The sequence below is a fragment of the Flavobacterium sp. U410 genome (assembly GCF_053570605.1).
Map to the genome: position 1 here is coordinate 64,672 of NZ_JBSEFI010000010.1, position 18,437 is coordinate 83,108.

The 18,437-nt window shown below is 34.0% G+C and carries 16 protein-coding genes and 1 tRNA gene; 8 read left to right on the plus strand and 9 right to left on the minus strand.

Annotated elements, in window-relative coordinates:
- The first annotated feature begins 21 nt into the window (after positions 1-21).
- On the plus strand, positions 22-2,196 hold the full coding sequence (locus ACUSJC_RS08365; protein WP_449269115.1) for a carboxy terminal-processing peptidase: 2,175 nt from the start codon (positions 22-24) through the stop codon (positions 2,194-2,196).
- Positions 2,197-2,537: 341 nt separating this feature from the next.
- Here ACUSJC_RS08365 and ACUSJC_RS08370 read toward each other — a convergent pair whose 3' ends face one another.
- From ACUSJC_RS08370 to ACUSJC_RS08395, 6 genes are all read right to left on the minus strand, one after another.
- Positions 2,538-4,643, minus strand: a complete 2,106-nt coding sequence (locus ACUSJC_RS08370) for a peptidylprolyl isomerase (RefSeq protein WP_449269116.1) — start codon at positions 4,641-4,643, stop codon at positions 2,538-2,540.
- A 95-nt stretch (positions 4,644-4,738) separates the two neighbouring features.
- On the minus strand, positions 4,739-6,007 hold the full coding sequence (locus ACUSJC_RS08375) for a hemolysin family protein (RefSeq protein WP_449269117.1): 1,269 nt from the start codon (positions 6,005-6,007) through the stop codon (positions 4,739-4,741).
- Between the two features lie 243 nt (positions 6,008-6,250).
- Positions 6,251-6,775 carry an LPS export ABC transporter periplasmic protein LptC gene (gene lptC / locus ACUSJC_RS08380; RefSeq protein WP_449269118.1) on the minus strand — a complete coding sequence of 175 codons (525 nt, stop codon included), beginning with the start codon at positions 6,773-6,775 and terminating at the stop codon, positions 6,251-6,253.
- Positions 6,776-6,809: 34 nt separating this feature from the next.
- A complete protein-coding gene (locus ACUSJC_RS08385; protein WP_449269119.1) occupies positions 6,810-8,165 on the minus strand; it encodes a tetratricopeptide repeat protein in 1,356 nt (451 codons plus the stop codon).
- 26 nt (positions 8,166-8,191) lie between these two features.
- Positions 8,192-9,445: a hypothetical protein gene (locus ACUSJC_RS08390; protein ID WP_449269120.1), complete on the minus strand. Its 1,254-nt coding sequence runs from the start codon at positions 9,443-9,445 to the stop codon at positions 8,192-8,194.
- Positions 9,438-10,172, minus strand: coding sequence for a type III pantothenate kinase (locus ACUSJC_RS08395; protein ID WP_449269121.1), 735 nt, complete (start codon positions 10,170-10,172; stop codon positions 9,438-9,440). The genes ACUSJC_RS08390 and ACUSJC_RS08395 overlap by 8 nt, the downstream gene beginning before the upstream one ends.
- Positions 10,173-10,295: 123 nt before the next feature.
- Here ACUSJC_RS08395 and ACUSJC_RS08400 point away from each other — a divergent pair.
- Positions 10,296-10,368: transfer RNA gene (locus ACUSJC_RS08400), tRNA-Phe, on the plus strand.
- 44 nt (positions 10,369-10,412) lie between these two features.
- Here the strand turns inward: ACUSJC_RS08400 and ACUSJC_RS08405 are convergent.
- Positions 10,413-10,859, minus strand: a complete 447-nt coding sequence (locus ACUSJC_RS08405; RefSeq protein WP_449269122.1) for a hypothetical protein — start codon at positions 10,857-10,859, stop codon at positions 10,413-10,415.
- Positions 10,860-10,926: 67 nt separating this feature from the next.
- Between ACUSJC_RS08405 and ACUSJC_RS08410 the strand changes: the two genes are divergently transcribed.
- Together ACUSJC_RS08410 and ACUSJC_RS08415 are read left to right on the plus strand one after the other, a co-directional pair.
- Positions 10,927-11,607: a glycerophosphodiester phosphodiesterase gene (locus ACUSJC_RS08410; protein WP_449269123.1), complete on the plus strand. Its 681-nt coding sequence runs from the start codon at positions 10,927-10,929 to the stop codon at positions 11,605-11,607.
- Positions 11,604-12,836 carry an NAD(P)/FAD-dependent oxidoreductase gene (locus ACUSJC_RS08415; protein WP_449269124.1) on the plus strand — a complete coding sequence of 411 codons (1,233 nt, stop codon included), beginning with the start codon at positions 11,604-11,606 and terminating at the stop codon, positions 12,834-12,836. Before ACUSJC_RS08410 ends, ACUSJC_RS08415 begins: the two co-directional genes overlap by 4 nt.
- Here the strand turns inward: ACUSJC_RS08415 and ACUSJC_RS08420 are convergent.
- Entirely contained in the window at positions 12,814-13,290 is a 477-nt protein-coding gene (locus tag ACUSJC_RS08420; RefSeq protein WP_449269125.1) for a TspO/MBR family protein, read from the minus strand. The two genes, ACUSJC_RS08415 and ACUSJC_RS08420, sit on opposite strands and share 23 nt — an antisense overlap.
- Positions 13,291-13,358: 68 nt before the next feature.
- Between ACUSJC_RS08420 and mvaD the strand changes: the two genes are divergently transcribed.
- The 4 genes from mvaD to ACUSJC_RS08440 all read left to right on the plus strand — a co-directional run bounded on the left by mvaD (position 13,359) and on the right by ACUSJC_RS08440 (position 17,319).
- Entirely contained in the window at positions 13,359-14,447 is a 1,089-nt protein-coding gene (gene mvaD, locus ACUSJC_RS08425; RefSeq protein WP_449269126.1) for a diphosphomevalonate decarboxylase, read from the plus strand.
- Positions 14,448-14,491: 44 nt separating this feature from the next.
- Complete coding sequence (locus ACUSJC_RS08430; protein WP_449269127.1) at positions 14,492-15,430, plus strand: mevalonate kinase family protein; 939 nt, start codon at positions 14,492-14,494, stop codon at positions 15,428-15,430.
- Between the two features lie 65 nt (positions 15,431-15,495).
- Positions 15,496-16,416: a geranylgeranylglycerol-phosphate geranylgeranyltransferase gene (locus tag ACUSJC_RS08435; RefSeq protein WP_449269128.1), complete on the plus strand. Its 921-nt coding sequence runs from the start codon at positions 15,496-15,498 to the stop codon at positions 16,414-16,416.
- A gap of 24 nt (positions 16,417-16,440) precedes the next feature.
- Positions 16,441-17,319 (plus strand): pseudouridine synthase, encoded by an 879-nt coding sequence (locus ACUSJC_RS08440; RefSeq protein ID WP_449269129.1) that lies wholly within the window; start codon positions 16,441-16,443, stop codon positions 17,317-17,319.
- A 45-nt stretch (positions 17,320-17,364) separates the two neighbouring features.
- On the opposite strand, the gene dusB is transcribed toward ACUSJC_RS08440, so the two are convergent.
- Positions 17,365-18,360 (minus strand): tRNA dihydrouridine synthase DusB, encoded by a 996-nt coding sequence (dusB, locus tag ACUSJC_RS08445; protein ID WP_449269130.1) that lies wholly within the window; start codon positions 18,358-18,360, stop codon positions 17,365-17,367.
- Positions 18,361-18,437: the final 77 nt, after the last annotated feature.

An 18,437-nucleotide genomic window follows, 5' to 3' on the forward strand; every position in this document is an offset into this window, starting at 1 on the left:
AACTTAGATGAAAAATTTTGAATGAAAAGACTTTTTGATTTTATGAAGAGAAATTATAAGATTATTTTGCTGGTTACGGTAATTTCTGCCGTACTATGGAGTTTTATGCCTTCAACTAAAAAAGTGGAGGATCCTGAAAAAGACAAATTATTGTTGGAATTACTTTCTTTTATTTTAGAAAAAGGACATTATAGTCCTGTTGCTTTAGACGATACTTTTTCTAAAGATGTTTACACGAAATATATTGATGGAATTGATCCGACAAAGCGTTTCTTTTTACAGTCAGATAGCGAAGAGTTTCTGAAATATCAGGATAAAATTGACGATTTAATTCGTGAGAAAGATTTGACTTTTTTTGATTTAACCAACCAACGTTTATTGCAACGTATTGAAGAGTCAAGAGGAATCTATAGCTCCATATTGAACAAGCCATTCGATTTTAATAAGGAAGAAGTAATTAATGTTGATTATGAACATTTGCCGTATGCTAAAAATGAAAAAGAATTAAAAGACAGATGGCGTAAACAATTAAAATTGTCTGTTCTATCAACTTTATCAGATAAACAAAAATTAGAAGAAGAGAAGTTTAAAAAAGACAATACTTACCAAAAGAAAACTTTTGAAACCTTAGAAAAAGAAGCTCGCGAAAGTTCTAAAAAATCTTTGGATGACTATTTTAACTTTATTCAAAAGGAATTAGATCGCAACGATTGGTTTTCTATTTTCTTGAATTCTATAGTAGAGCGTTTTGATCCGCATACTTTTTATTTTTCTCCGGAAGATAAAGACAAGTTCGATATTAGTATGAGTGGAAAATTCGAAGGAATTGGTGCGCGTTTACAAAAAAAGAATGATGCTGTAGAGGTTTCTGAATTAATCTCAGGAGGGCCGGCTTGGAGAGGAAAAGAATTAGAAGCAGGTGATGTTATCCTAAAAGTTGCTCAAGGAACTGAAGAACCTATTGACATTGCCGGAATGCGTTTAGATGATGTAGTTAAAAAGATTAAAGGGGCAAAAGGAACCGAAGTACGCTTAACCGTTAAAAAAGTAGACGGAACAATTGAAGTAATTTCAATCATTAGAGATGAAGTGGAAACAGAAGAAACGTTTGCAAAATCTTCAACAGTTGAAAAAGACGGAAAGAAATATGGCATCATTTATCTGCCTAAATTTTATATCAGTTTTGAAAACAGAGAAGAGCGCGATGCTTATAAAGATGTTGCCAAAGAAATTGAACGTTTGAAAGAACAAGGTGTTCAGGGAATTATCATGGATTTAAGAGGAAATGGCGGTGGATCCCTTGAAACAGTTGTAAATATGGCTGGTTTGTTTATTAAAGATGGTCCGGTAGTTCAGGTTAAATCGGCAAATAAAAAGCAAGATGTTCTTTTTGATAAAGATTCTGAAGTACAATGGGATGGACCTTTAGTAGTTATGGTGGATAATTTCTCGGCTTCAGCTTCTGAGATTTTTGCGGCTGCTATTCAAGATTACAAAAGAGGAGTGGTGATTGGAAGTAAACATACGTATGGAAAAGGAACGGTACAAAATGTAATTGATTTAAATCAGTTTGTACGTGGTAATTCATTTGGGGATTTAGGAGCATTAAAAACGACCACTCAGAAGTTTTATCGTATTAATGGTGGTTCAACACAGCGTGAAGGTGTTTTGAGCGATGTAGTGCTCCCGGATCGTTTCATGTATTTAGATATGGGCGAAAGAGATGAGAAATACGCTTTACCTTGGGATAAAATTGAACCTGCAAATTATAAACCGGTAACCAATGGTTTTGCAAATATTATTGCTAAAAGTAAAAGCAGAGTAGATCAAAATGAGCAATTTAAATTAATTGATGAAAATGCAAAATGGATTTTTGAACGAAAAGATGATAACGAATTTGACTTGAATTTGGTTAAATATGAAAAAGAAGAGGAGAAAACGGATATGATGTTGAAAAAATTCAAACCTATTACAACATATAGTAATCATCTTCATTTTAGTTCATTGCCATACGAAGATGCGGTAATTGCCAAAGATTCCGTGTTAAAAGAAAAAAGAGTTCGTTGGCATGAAGAAATGCAAAAAGATGTTTATGTAGAAGAAGCATTAAATGTTTTGAATGATATTAAAACGGAAATGTATAGTCAAAAAACAGCAAGTGTTTCAAGGAAAACAAAATTGTCTAGAATAGACTAATGTAGAAGTTTAAACATATTAAAAGGCGCTCATAGAGCGCCTTTTTGTTTTTGTATCATTGAGGTTTATTAGTCCTTTAAGGCATTAATAAGAACAGAAGAACTAAAAATACAATAAACTGATTGTGTTTTATTTTTATCTTCTTTAGGATATAATCAATTAGATGGGAATAAAAGGGAGAAAGAGATGGGGAAATAATCAAAGAAAGATAAGAGTGATTGTAGAATGATATTCTTGTAATGAGTAGATGAAATGATAATTTCATTTGCTTTTTAGTGTCTTATAGAACAAAAAAAGGAGTCCATTTGGACTCCTTTTCTGTTATTAGGGAAGAATAGATATTAAAATCTACCTCTTTCGTCTTTAATTGTCGCTTTTTCTTTAAGGGCTTGATAAGCTCTCATCTGAGCCGCATTCTTTTGTTGTGTATTTTCAGACTCTACGTATGAATTAACATTTGCAGGTTCAGCAGGCGTAGAAACTGTCTTAGCTCTAATCATGAACATACCGCTGTTACCATCAATTAATTTTGAAGTTTTTCCGGCTTCTAAGTCAAACGCTGTTCCTACAACTTTTGGTTCGTTCCCTACATTAGGAATTAAAGGGCTTGCTGTTGAAACACCAGAAGCTAAAATCACAGAAGAGCCAGTTGCTTTAGAAACTTCTTCTAAAGTAGCTCCGGTCATTTTTTTCTTGATGATTTCTGCTTTTTTCTCATTTCTTAAAATTGTTCCAACAGATTGTCTGGCAACATCAAGAGATAATAAACCAGTTTCGTTTTTTTCTTTTAAAACAGCGATAACATAACCTTGAGGAACTTCGAAACGTTTTACATCACCTACCGAAGTATCGTTATTGAATGACCAACGTACAATTTCTCTTTGAGTACCTAGGCCAGCTACATATTCGTCAGTAGCTTTTAGATTGCTTGCAGGTGTTGCTGTTAATTTAGATTCTTTAGTTGCTTCGTCAAATGCTTTTTCGTTTGCTAAAGCTTCAAATTTACTTGCTTGTGTATAAACAGCATCAATAGTAGCTTCAGAAGGCTCGATGCTTCTTGCAATTGTAGCTAATAATACAGCATCGTATTTATCTAAAACTTTAATTACGTGGAAACCAAATTCTGTTTCAACGACACCAACTGTTCCAACCGGATTGTTGAAAACGAAATCGTTGAATTTTGGTACCATTTGTCCTGGAGCAATATTGTCATATACACCACCGTTGTTTTTAGACCCCGGATCATCACTGTTAGCAAGTACCAATGAAGCAAACTCGTTAGGATTAGCCTTTACTTTTGCTAATAATTCATTAGCTAAGGTTTGTGCTTCTTCTTTAGTTCTTGTAGCAGTTGAGCGTTCAGCTCCGGTAAAACCAATTAAAATATGACTAGCTTTAGCACTAGCATTTGGTTTTCTGTCTAACATTCTGGAAACACATTGGTGATTGTTAAATAAGTAAGGTCCGAAAACTTCACCTTTTCCTAAATTAAATAATTGTTCTTGATAATCTAATGGCAATTCACTTTTTGCTAAGTAAGTAGAATCGAATTTGATGTCAGAATATTTGTTTACAAACTCAGCAACATTGGTAACATTTTTAAATGCAGGAATAGTGTCATTAGTTTTAGTTTTGTCATTAAACTCAACTTTTCCGCCATATAAAACATCATTGATTATTTTTTCTACATTTTGCTCGTCTTCCTTTGAAGCTTTGTTCTCAAACAAAACATAGTCAATCGTTCTAGTGTTATCTGATTTGTACTTTTTAGGGCTTTTTTTCATGTAAGCAATAATTTCGTCATCCGAAACTTTAACTTCATCATCATTAACAGTGTTGAAAGGAACTGTTACATATTCAAAGTCTGCTTTTTTGTTTTCAGCCAAATATTTGAATTTACCTTCAGCTTTAGTAGTATAAATACTCCCTTTTAATAAGTTGAAATAAATTTGCTCAATAGCCGATTTCTCAACTTCTTTTTCGAAGTTTTGCCATTCTGCCCAACGATCTTGGTTTGGATCATTTTTGAAAGACTTTACAAATTCTCTGAATTTTGCCTCATCAAACTGTCCCGCAGCATTTAAGAATTGTGGATTTTGAACAAAGTATGGATTAGTTTTGATTACATTGATCAATTGGTCATCAGCAATACCTAAGCCTAATTTTTCAATTTGTTCACCAACAATGATACCTCTTAATTCTTGCTCCCAAACACTGTTCATTGCTTGAGTGTTGGACATGTTTTGGCTTTGTTTTTCAACCTGAGCCACTTTACGCATAAAAAATTGAGCGTCAATATCTGTTCCGTTTACTGAACCTATGTTGTTAGAATTAACACCAAAGCTTCCGTTTTGTACTACATCACCAATAACGAAGGCTAATAAACAGAATCCGATAACTCCAATTAATAAAATTGAGCGCTGTCTAATTTTTCCTAAAACTGCCATTTTATATCAATTTACTTTTTTTCAGAGGGCGAAAATACAATTATCTATTTAATAATAAAAAAGAAAAATAATATTTACGCTAAAATTTTGATTTTTTATAATTTATGTTCTTGAATTGAAAAACGAACCAATTCAATTTTTTTGTTTGTAGCTGAATGAATAGTGATTTCGAAATTTTCAATTTGTATTTTTTCTTCGTTCTGAGGAATTTCTTTAGTGTTGTGAACTATAAATCCTCCTAACGTACTATAGGAATCTGATTCGGGAATATTCAAATTGTATTTCTCATTGAGAAATTCAACTTCTAAACGAGCAGAAAATAAAAAAATGTTGTCTTCAATTTGTTCGTCGATCAATTCTTCATCCAAATCGTGTTCGTCTTCAATTTCGCCAAAAAGTTCTTCAATAATATCTTCAACGGTAATAATTCCTGATGTTCCGCCGTATTCGTCCAGAACCACAGCCATGCTCTTTCTCTTTTTGGTTAGGATATTCAATAAGTCTTTGATGTAAATAGTCTCCGGAACAAACTCCATAGGGATCATTACTGATTTTATGGTTTTTGGTTTTTTGAAAAGTTCAAATGAATGAACATATCCTAAAACATCATCGACTGAATTTTGATACACAACAATTTTTGAATAACCCGTTTCTACAAATAAACTACGTAAATCTTGAACAGAATCTAAAATATCAACACCCGCAATTTCTGTTCGAGGTGTCATGATATCTCTGGCTTTAACATCTGAGAATTCCAAAGCATTTTGAAAAATCTGAATTTCAGAATCAATATCGTCTTCATTACTTACGCCATTCATTTGCTCGGTGATGAAGTTGCCTAGTTCTACTTTGCTAAAGTAATCTTGAACTTGATCTCCTTCTGTTTTAAAGAATTTTTTCAGTACAAAATCAGAAATTGAAATGATGAAACGCGAAACACCATAAAAAATCTGGTAAAAAATATAAGCCGGAAAAGCAAAAAGCTTCATGAAACTATTCGCGTAAATTTGAAAGAATACTTTCGGAAGAAATTCAGCGGTGACTAAAATGATAATTGTTGAAATAAGTGTTTGTAGCAAAAGGCTAACGAAAGAGGAAAGTTCGAATGGTAGAGAATTGAACCAGTCCATAATCATATTGCCAGAATAAATCCCGTAGATGACCAATACCACATTGTTGCCAACTAACATGGCTGTGATAAATTGAGAAGGTTTTTCGGTGATTTTGGCTAAAACTTTGGCGTTGAAATTGTTCTGTTTTTTTTCTAGTGAAATAAAAACTTTATTTGAAGAGACAAAAGCTATTTCCATTCCTGAAAAAAAAGCAGAAAGGATTAAACAAACAATAATTATCACAATGTTCATAGGATATTATTTGTTGTTATTTTGATATTTGTTGTAAAAATATCTTCTGAAGAAAAACATGCCAATGGCAACTAAAGCAATGATAATACTAAGCCATGGGCTTTCTCCTTCCTGTATTTTCATATACGCGTTGTAAAAAAAGAAACCTGCAAAAATGAGGTAAATGAAGTAGAAAATTTTATAAAAAGTCATAATATTTTTTTATCAAATGTAGTTAAATATTTTGATAAAGAAAAGTACATATTATTCTGCGCTGTTGACCTCTCCGGTGCTTTTCTGCGTGTTGAAAATTTTGAAGTCTTTGCTAAAGTCAACTCCAGGGCCTTGTAAAAAACCACCTTCGCTGTCAGAATATTTAAAGAATTTTTCGGTAAAGAACCATTCGTTTTTTTGATCAAAGTACAGTTGCGAAGTTTCCATTTTTTTACCATCATAAGAAGAAATAATGACATTGCCTTGCAGGTCAATAATATCTGTTTTTTTATAACTGATGGCATAATCTGACTTAACCGTAGTGATGTTGTTGTTTTCGTCGTAGATGGTGACTAAAACCCCTTTTGGGAACTCTACAAACGGGTTTTCAATTTGGCTATAGTCAAGCATTTTCGGGCTCTTCAGAATAGATTTTATTCTTCCTGAATCGGTGTATTTAAGATTAATGGTGTCAGCTTCTCCAATAGGCATAAATGACGATTGGTTCATTTTTTGTTTATCGCGAAGTGACGTTTCGCATGAAAAAAACATAGTCACGACAAGAATCGTGACCATGCTTAAAATGCTATTTTTTTTGCTGTTATTCATATTATAGACTCGGTACAACAATGCTTTCTCCAACCCAACAGTTAAAAGCAATTCTTTGACCTGCTTTTCCTGATTGGAAAATTTCTGTTTTTGAAGGAGCAGCAGCTCTGTATCCGGAAGCCATTTTATTGGCTGTCGCTTTCAATGAAGGATCAACACTACCTGCTTTGTCAGCATATTGAGCCGCTAACCAGTACATTGCTCTTTTTTCAAATTGGTCATTACCACATTCGTTAATGCTATTTCCGTAGATTTGAGCAATTAACAAATACGCTTTTCCATAAGATGGTTTAACCTGTAAAGCTTTTCTAGCGTAAGTTCTGGCTTGACTTTTATTTGATTTAGAGTACATCGTTGCTATTTTGAAATATACTGCAGCTTTTTTAGTGTTGTCAGTATACATATCAGCAGCTTTGTTGAAATACTCTAAAGCTTTAGTGTTGTTTTTCTTTTGAGCTTCTACAACTCCTAATTTATAAGCAGCATCTGCACTTGGGTTTAATTTGTATAATGCTTCTGAAATTTTAGAGAATAAAGGATCTGTATCACATTCTTTAGCTTCTAAACGGTCAGCGGCACGTTTTAACCATTGCTCGTTTGTTTTGTTCGTTTCAAAGCCTTTTTGGTAGAAAGGAATTAATTTATCACAAGTTGATAGCTCAACGATAATAGCATCCATACTTGAAGTTACTACTCCGATGTCTTCAATGTTTCCTTCATATTTGTTTTTAGCTTTAACTTCTTTACTGTCTAATGTTTGTCCGGCCTCCTCTTTTTCTAATAATTTGTCTAAAGCATTAGTGTCTTCTTCTTTTAAAGAACTTAACTTATCAGAAACATCGTCATATTTGTCAAACACTTGCTGAAGCGTAACGCCTTTGTTTGCTTTGTGATTGTTTACTAAAATTTCAAAATAAGCATATAGCGCTTTAGTACTATCAAAATTAGCCAAGTCATTTTTGAAACCTTTGTCAAGTGAGTTGAAGATTTCTTCTTGTGAACCAACATTGTAGTTGAAAAGCTCTAAACCTTTCTTCATATCTATATTACCCGATTTTTGTGGGAAATATTGCTGATATTCATCATATAATTTCAATAAATCACGAACATATTTTTCCTTTTCAGTATTGTCCTTTGCCTTATCAATGTTGTTTCTGATAGCAAAAATACCGTAAGCATATGTTCTGTAGTCATACGTTGGACATTCTTTTCTTAGGCTGTTCAAGTAGTCGTAGGCAGATGCATCTTTAGCTTTGGCAGAAGTTGCCATAAGGCTTAAAGTTTCAGCACAATCAACGTTCTGTGCGAACGAAAAGAAGCTTGCTGCAAGGGCTAATAAGGTTAATTTAGTTCTCATTTTCATTAATTTTTCATTGCGTAATATTAGTCGATTAAAGTTTTTCTAAACCATTTATCTGCTATGGAGAATCCAATGCTGATGTTGAAATAATTTTCTTGGATTAATCCGTTGCTTGTGGTTCCTGTTTTACCAAATTCAAATCCAACATCTACTTTTGAAACTCCTAGTGGTAATCCTAGACCAAAATTCATGCCATAATCTTTTATGCTTTCGTTGTTAACGATTAATCCTGTTTTGTTATATCTAAATCCCGCTCTGTAAACAACTCTGCTAAAATAACTTGAAAACGAATCATATTTAGGTATGTAGTACCCCCCTACAATATATGTTTGTGCATTTTCAAAATCACCGCTAGTGTTTGCACTGGATAAGTTAATCATTTTACTATTGTTTTGTAAAATAACCTGAGCACCAACTAACCAGTTGTTTTGTTTTCCAATTCCCGCTCCAAAACTATATTTTGTAGGGATAACCGCTTTGTAATCCGCAATTTCAATATCTTGACTATCGTTTACATATTCTGTACCGGTGCTTTGTGAATAAGCAGCAGTGGCAATATTTCTAGTGTTTGATATGTTTAATTTTGTTTCAGGACTAAGGGTAAAACTTCCGTTTAGCTTTAATCCATTAGATAGTTTTTTGTTGTATAAAACACCGAAGCTGTAGGTAATACCTTTAATTTGCGCTGTGTTATTTTCTCTGGTGCTTAACTGAAGACCAGTGTGAGTTTCAATAACTTCATTTTCAATAGTCCCAAAGTTATATTCGAATTGAGTACCAACGCTGAAATTGCTGTTGATTGTATAAGATGCGCCACCAAAGAAATTATTGATATTTCCGTTTCCGGTAAATTTCTTAGTAGTGTCAAAACTATTGTTGTCAACATAAGTATCTTGGAATTTATAGCCAACAGAAGAATAAGGTTTTAAACCAATTGCAGCTCCAAATTTCCCCATAGGAATACCGATGGCTAGATAGTCAATAGTAGTACGTTTTGCTTTTTCACTATCCGTTTCATTCTTCATAGTTGTGAAACTTGTTGTGCCGCCAATAGCAAAAGCCGTTAGTTTTAAATGAGAGTAAGAGGCCGGATTTTGCAAATTCATAGCAATACTATCTCCTTCAATAGCTAATCCTCCCATCGCCCTTTGAGCTTGAGTTCCTCTAAAACGATCTTTTCCTAGTCCGAAATAAGAATAAGGAGAAGAAGTTCCTTCCTGAGAATAGGAGTAAAGGCTAAATAGTAAACCAACCGACAAAATTATTTTTTTAATCATTATCTATACAATGTGTAAAAATTAAATTCAGACTTTCCAGAAGAAAATTTGAATTGGCAAATATGGTGCTTTTTAAGCTTTTAGCCAAAAAATCTGCATCGCCACCTGTTAAAATAATTGTTAAATCTTGATATTTAAGAAAATATTGGGAAATGAACCCCTCAATTTCATAGATAATTCCATCGATTACTCCAGAATGAATTGCATTTTGAGTACTGTTTCCGATGAAGCTCTCCGGAATTTCCTTTTCTAATAACGGAAGTTTTGATGTATAATTGTTTAAACTTTTATATCGCATTTGTATGCCTGGCGAAATGGCTCCTCCTAAATATTCATTATTTGCGTTTACGAAATCATAAGTGATACAAGTGCCGGCTCCGATTACTAAAACATTTTTATTAGGGAAATTTAAATTGGCTCCTGCCGATAAAACCATTCGGTCTATTCCTAATGTACTAGGAGTGGTATATAAATTTTTGAAAGGAAAATTAAATTGATGGTTAATTTGGGTGAGTTGCGTTCTTTTTTTTAAGATTTCAACCAAGTTTGAATCGCCAATAACAACCGATGAATAGATAGAATGCGTTATTTTTGGATACTCAGAAAAAATTTTTCCAATTTTTTTTTCAGCCTCAATAAAGGGGCAATAAAACTGATAAAGTATTCTATTGTTCTCAAAAACAGCGCCTTTGAAAAGCGTGTTTCCGGCGTCAAGCGTTAAAAGCATATCGTTTTGTTTGTCCTGCAAATATACAAATTGATTTTTTTTTGAAAATTGTTTTGGAAAATATAAAATTGGTTCTATATTTGCACCCGCAATCAGCAAGCAATACTGCTCAAATGATTACAAGGTACCTTAGCTCAGTTGGTAGAGCAACGGACTGAAAATCCGTGTGTCCCTGGTTCGATTCCTGGAGGTACCACTTAAAAAGCCAGACATTGTCTGGCTTTTTTGTTTGTTATACTTTTAGTCCAACGGTCTTAATTTATGACTAAAAGTGATTTTGTACTTGGCATCGCTTCCGCTTCCTTCAATCATTATATAAACAAATTTGTATTCTTTAGCCTCTTTAACGGGAATAGTTACCTGTTTTTTTAAGAAATTATCCTCAATAACTAAATTACTTGTATTGCTATAACTAAAACTATCTGCATATTTTGTTTTTAAATTGCTGATAGGATACTGCTTGTAAATGGTTTTATTGTTTTGAGTAGCTGTAACTTGTTCGCCTTTAAAACCTTGTGTTAAAATAACAACTGATTTACTGTCGCTTGTTGCCGACTTGCTTTTCAAAAATGCTTGTGTTTCTTTTTCGTTCAATGATTTAAAATCATCGCGATAATTGAAGGAACTTGTAGTAGTGCACTGTGTTAAAAATAAAGCTAATGTTAATAGTAATACTGTCTTTTTCATGTTTTCCGATATTTATTCTTTACAAAATTAAACGATCAAAAACTGAAACTATTATATCTTTGTGGGAATGTTTTATATAATTGGACATAGAGGCGCTTCGGGATATATAACCGAAAACACATTGGAATCTATTCAAAAAGCAATAGATTTAAAGGTCAATGCTATTGAAATAGATGTACATGTTTGTGCATCAGGAGAAGTAGTCGTTTTTCACGATTTCACGTTGGATCGCTTGACGAATACCATCGGAGCGATTTCTAATTTTAGTCTGGACGAATTGAAAAACATCAAAATAAAAGATGAATTTCAAATTCCTACTTTAGAAGAAGTGTTGAATTTAGTTGATAGAAAATGTTGGATTAATATTGAACTAAAAGGCGAACACACCGCACTTCCGGTTTTTGAGATTCTGAAAAAATACATTTCAGAAAAGCATTGGCAACCAGATGATTTTATTATTTCCAGTTTTCAATATTCTGAATTAAAAGCCTTTTCCCGATTGAATACCGAAATTCCAATCGCGGTTTTAACGCAAGCTAGCATGGAACAAGCTATGGAGTTGGCGACTGAATTCAATGCTTCAGCAATTCATCCGCATTTTTCGTTATTAACAAAGGATAGTTGTGATAAAGCCAAAGAAATGGGTTTGAAAATAAATACATGGACTGTTAACAACCCTGAAGATATAGAACATATTAAGCGATTTCCAATTGATGGTATAATAACCGATTTTCCCGATAGAATATGAATACCGATTACGATGTAATAATTATAGGAGGTGGTGCCGCCGGATTTTTTACCGCTATTAATATTGTAGAAAACAATCCGGAGTTAAAAGTGGCTATTTTGGAACGAGGAAAAGAAGTTTTGTCGAAAGTTAAAATTTCGGGAGGCGGACGTTGTAATGTAACTCATGCTTGTTTTGTGCCCAATGAGTTGGTGAAATTTTATCCCAGAGGCGAAAGAGAATTAAAAGGACCATTTCATCAATTTTGTTCAGGCGATACCATAGAATGGTTCGAAAAACACGACGTCAATTTAAAAATTGAAGAAGACGGACGCATGTTTCCTGACACTGATTCTTCGCAAACTATTGTAGATTGTTTTCTAAGAGCTACCCAGCAATTGGGAATAGCTATTTTAACGCAACAAAGTGTTCAGTCGTTGTATAAAACCGAAGATTTTTGGAAAGTAGAAACAACTAAAGAAACTTTTGCTGTAGAAAATGTGGTTATTGCCACCGGAAGTAATCCTAAAATTTGGGAAATGTTGGTCGAATTGGGTCACCAAATTGTTGCTCCGGTTCCTTCGCTTTTCACTTTTAATATTAAGGACGAACGTATTAAGAATTTAATGGGTGTTGCAGCTCAAGCCAGTGTAAAGGTGCAAGGAAGTAAGTTGAAAGCTTCCGGACCTTTGTTGATTACACACTGGGGAATGAGTGGTCCGGCTATTTTGCGTTTGTCGGCATGGGGTGCTCGCGAATTAGCCGATGTGAATTATCAGTTTAGAATTCAGGTCAATTGGTTAAAAGATCAAAATTTCGAAGAAACCTTGGAACAATTGAACGAGTTGAAATTGGAAAATGCCAAAAAAAATACCGATAAATTCTGCCCATTTGATTTTCCAAAACGACTGTGGGAAAGTATTTTGAAAGCTTCCGAAATTCAGCCGGAAACCAAATGGGCTGATGTCAATAAAAAGCAGATGACGACTTTGGCAAACCAATTGACGAATGCTGTTTTTCAGGTCAACGGAAAAAGTACATTTAAGGAAGAGTTTGTAACGGCTGGCGGTGTCAATTTAAAAGAAATCAATTTTAAAACCATGGAAAGTAAAATTTTACCCAATCTTTATTTGGCGGGCGAAGTGCTGAATATTGATGCTATTACCGGAGGTTTTAATTTTCAAAATGCTTGGACAGGCGGTTTTATTGCTGCCCAAGCTATAGCGTTTAGCGATTCAACCAAAAAATAGAAGCAGTTAAAACTGTTGCAAACAGAACCCAAGCCAAATACGGAATTAAAAGCCAAGCTGCTTTGGGTTTGATTTCTTTGAACAAATGAATCGTTTCGTAAATAATCAGTGCCAATAAAATAATTTCGATTAGAGCGACAAGAATATTGTTTAGCCCAAAGAAAAGATAACTCCATAATACGTTCAATAACAACTGAACGGTGAAAAACAACATCGCTTTTTTTACTTTTTCAGGATCGCTTTCGTAAGCCGTCCAGATCATTCCACCGGAAATTCCCATCATAATATAAAGTAAGGTCCAAACCGGAGCAAAAAGCCAGTTGGGCGGGTTGAAAAATGGTTTTTCTATTGTTGGATACCAAGTGGTAACGGAACTTTGTGTAACAAGCGATGATAAGTAGCCCACAGCTAAACAAATTACCACCACATAAATAATGCGTAAATAAGAATTCATATTTTTAATTTGTTGGGCAAAGTAACGAATAAACAGTCAAAAGTGGTATTTTTGCAGCAAAAAACAATATGTTTTCAAATCAGGATTTTGTAGCGACAAACTATGGAAGTGTTGAAAAAGCGACATTTTCATGGAGTGCGCCAAGTAATATTGCATTGGTAAAATATTGGGGGAAAAAAGAAACGGGAGATCAAATTCCGGCAAATCCTTCCATTAGTTTTACCTTGAGTAACTGTAAAACGATTACGTCTTTAAAAGTTAGTGCCAAACAAAATCCATCCGATGATTTTTCTTTTGATTTGCTTTTTGAGGGAAAACCAAAAGAAGATTTTAAACCGAAAATTCAAAAGTTTTTGGAACGAATAGAAAGCTATTGTTCGTATTTGAAATTGTATCATTTAGAAATTGATACCCAAAATACATTTCCGCATAGTTCGGGAATTGCGTCTTCTGCATCAGGAATGGCTGCATTGGCGGTGAATATCATGAGTTTAGAAAAAATGCTAAAACCTGAAATTTCCGAAGATTATTTTAACCAAAAAGCTTCGTTTTTAGCGCGTTTAGGAAGTGGAAGTGCTTGCCGAAGCGTGAAAGGAGAAGTGGTAATTTGGGGACGCCATCAAGATACCGCTGAAAGTTCTGATTTGTTTGGAGTTGAATATTCAGCAGTTCATGAAAATTTCAAGAAATATCAAGATACAATTTTATTGGTCGACAAAGGCGAAAAACAAGTCTCGAGTACGGTTGGTCACAATTTAATGCACAATCACCCGTTTGCTAACCAGCGTTTTGAACAGGCACAACACAATTTAACAGCGATCAAGCAAATTCTTTCGGAAGGAAATTTGGAAAAATTTGTGGAATTAGTCGAAAGCGAAGCTTTGACTTTGCATGCTATGATGATGACTTCTATGCCTTATTTTATTTTGATGAAACCTAATACATTGGAAATCATTAATAAAATTTGGAAGTTTAGAAACGAAACTCAAGTTCCGGTTTGTTTTACGCTTGATGCCGGCGCTAATGTGCATGTCTTGTATCCTGAAAGTGTAAAAGAAAAAGTTTTACAGTTTATTCAAAATGAATTAGTTGGATATTGTCAAAATGGTCAGTACATTTGCGACGAAATTGGTGAAGGTGCGAAAAACCTATTATAATTTTTTGTACATTTACTTGAATTATTTAATAAGCTACTAAATACATGAAAGGACCATTATTTTACTCGAAGATTTTACTTTTTGGTGAATACGGAATTATTCAGGATTCAAAAGGACTTTCTATACCTTATAATTTCTATAAAGGAGCATTAAAGAAAGACGAAAATCTTTCGGAAACGGCTCAAAAATCAAATGAGAGTTTGCGCAAGTTCGCTCTGTATTTAGCGGATTTGCAAAAGGAACAACCTAATTTGGTTACTTTCAACTTGGAAGAATTAAATCAGGATGTAGCTAACGGAATGTACTTTGATTCTAGTATTCCGCAAGGATATGGCGTAGGAAGTAGCGGAGCTTTAGTAGCGGCTATTTACGATAAATATGCAAATGATAAAATTACAGTTCTTGAAAATCTAACACGTGAAAAATTATTACAGTTAAAAACTGTTTTTTCCCAAATGGAATCTTTCTTCCACGGAAAAAGTTCCGGATTAGATCCGTTAAACAGTTATTTAAGTTTGCCAATTCTTATCAATTCAAAAGACAATATTGAACCAACGGGAATTCCTAGCCAATCTACTAATGGAAAAGGAGCTGTGTTCTTGATCGATTCAGGAATTGTTGGTGAAACAGCACCGATGGTAAATATTTTTATGGAAAACTTAAAAGATCAAGGATTCCGTAACATGTTAAAATCTCAATTTGTAAAATATACCGATGCTTGTGTGGAAAACTTTTTACACGGCGATGTGAAATCACTTTTTGAGAATACTAAAAAACTTTCGGGTGTAGTTTTAAATCACTTTAAACCAATGATTCCGGAACAATTCCACCAAATATGGCAAAAAGGAATTGAAACCAATGATTACTACTTAAAATTATGTGGTTCTGGCGGAGGTGGCTATATTTTAGGTTTTACACAAGACTTGGAAAAAGCTAAAGTAGCGTTAAAAGATTATAAATTAGAGGTAGTATACAATTTTTAGGTGTACATTTCGGTTTCAGATTGCTTTAAGAGCTCAAGTCTTTTAAATTAACCTATTAAATTGATATGTTTTCCAGAAAATCCAAATTATTACTGACCAAAATCTTCAGCTTTTTCTCAGTTGTTAGAGGCTATAATATTTGGGTTATTGCTTTAGCGCAATATCTTTCAGCTATTTTTATTCTGGCTCCCGAAGAAAGCGCTTTGCATATTTTGCTCGATTGGAAGTTGTTTTTAATTGTACTGGCTTCTTCCTTAAGTATTGCTTCGGGTTATATCATCAATAATTTTTATGATGCTAAAAAAGACCTAATCAATCGTCCGAAAAAAGTAATGATCGACCGGTTGGTTAGCCAAAGTACCAAGCTAAAAGTGTACTTTTCGGTTAATTTTATTGTTGTGGTATTGATGAGTTTTATTTCATGGCGTGCTGTTCTCTTTTTTTCGGCTTATATTTTTCTCATCTGGTTCTATTCTCATAAATTGAAACGTTATCCTATGATTGGTAACTTAACAGCTGCGCTTTTGGCTGTTCTGCCTTTCTTTGGAGTGTTGATGTATTTTAAAAATTTCTATCACGTTATTTTTGCACATGCTACGTTTTTGTTTTTACTGATCTTGATTAGAGAATTGGTGAAAGATTTGGAAAATATAGAAGGTGATTTGGCGAATAACTATCAAACCATTTCCGTGAGATTTGGTGAAAAAACAGCAAAAACAATTATTACGACCTTAACTGTTTTTTCTATTATTCCGGTTTACTTCTTGACCGAAATATACAATGTAGGTTACATGGAAATTTATTTTTACATGAGTTACTTCTTGCTGATACTTTTTTTAATCCAATTGTGGAAAGCTAGTGAAAAGTCAATGTATGTAAAACTTCATTTCCTGCTTAAAATCATTATATTAAGTGGCGTTTTTTGTATTGTTTTGATAAAACCGAGTGTTTTAGTTCACGGAAAAAAACTACTTTCCATTTATTAATATATCTTTGCAAAAAAATAGTTTATGTCACGTCATCAAGGGAATGATAGAAAAAATCCTGGGTCTGGAAGACAAGGAGGATTTAAAAAGGAACGCAGTTCGAGAGGGAATGACAGTTCGTCTGGCGGTCAGGCGAAATATTTTAAACCTGAAGGAAAACCGAAACCAAAGCCAAAACCAGCAGCATCAAATTCAGATGAAATGCGTTTGAATCGCTACATTGCAAATTCTGGAATGTGCAGCCGTAGAGAAGCTGATATTTACATCCAAAGCGGAAATGTAAAAGTAAACGGAGTAGCGGTGACTGAAATGGGTTACAAGGTAAAACCAACAGATGTAGTTCATTTTGACGGAGCTTTAATTACTCCTGAAAAAAAAGAATATATTTTATTAAACAAGCCAAAAAACTTTTCAACGTCTCATGACGAAGATAAAAATGCGCCAAGTGTTTTAGATTTGGTTCGAAATGCAACACGTGCTAAATTACAACCTGTTGGTAGAATGGATAAAACAACTACAGGTTTGTTGTTGTTTACCAATGATACGGATATGGTAAAGAAATTTACAAGTCCTAATCAACGTTCGACTAAGTTGTATCAAGTGAGTTTGGATAAAAACTTGAAATTTGATGATTTAGAAAAAATCAAAAACGGATTAACTATTGACGATCATAAAGTATTTGTTGAGGAAATCACGTATATTGAAAATCAACCGAAGAGTGAAATAGGAGTTAAAATGAAAACGGCTAATATTAAAATCGTTCGTAAGGTATTTGAAGCATTGAATTATGATGTGATTAAGTTAGATCGAGTGGTTTTTGCCGGTTTAACCAAAAAGAATTTACCTCGTGGAAATTGGAGATTCTTAACCGATCAGGAAATCATCAATTTGAAAAATATATAGCAAGAAAGCCAAACTTAAGTTTGGCTTTCTTGTTTCTCATATTGTCTATGGAGTAATTATATAATCGTGATAAGCATCCGCTATTTCTTCAAAAATATTCAGCATTTCATTGTGTCCATCCGTAGTGACTAATTTTTGTTTGTATTCTTTAAATCCGTGAATGCCTTTGAAGTAATTAGTGTAATGTCTACGCATTTCTACAATTCCCAAGCGTTCTCCTTTCCATTCCATGGACCAGATCAAATGGTTTTTTGCAGCTTCGATTCGGTCTTTCATAGTTGGCGCATCAAGATGTTCTCTGGTTTCAAAGAAATGTTTGATTTCGTTGAAAATCCAGGGATAGCCTATTGCCGCACGACCAATCATGATGCCGTCAATACCATATTTATTTTTGTATTCCAACGCTTTTTCCGGGTTGTCAATATCACCATTCCCAAAAACAGGCATGGTAATTCTCGGATTTTCTTTGATGCGGGCAATGTGCGACCAATCTGAATGACCTTTGTACATCTGAGCTCTGGTTCGTGCGTGGATAGTTAAAGCTTGTACACCGATATCTTGTAAACGTTCTGCAACTTCATCGATGTTTATAGAGTCTTCATCCCAACCTAAACGTGTTTTTACGGTTACCGGTAAGCTTGTGCTTTTGATGACTGCTTTGGTTAGACGAACCATTAGATCAACGTCTTTTAGAACTCCGGCACCGGCACCTTTAGAAACTACTTTCTTAACAGGGCAACCAAAGTTAATATCTACTAAATCGGGTTGAACGGTCTCTACAATTTTAGCACTCATAGCCATCGCTTCTTCGTCGCCGCCAAAGATTTGAATACCGACTGGTCGCTCATAATCAAAGATGTCTAATTTTTGACGACTTTTGATGGCGTCTCTAATCAATCCTTCAGAAGAAATAAATTCAGAATACATTAAGTCGGCTCCGTGCATTTTACACAAACGTCTAAATGGCGGATCGCTCACATCTTCCATCGGTGCTAATAGCAATGGAAAATCAGGTAACTGTATGTTGCCGATTTTAGGCATGGTTAATTATTTTTTTGCAAAGGTAAGTTTTTTTATAAAAACTTGTGTTTTCAATCTAATTTTCAATTCTTAACGGC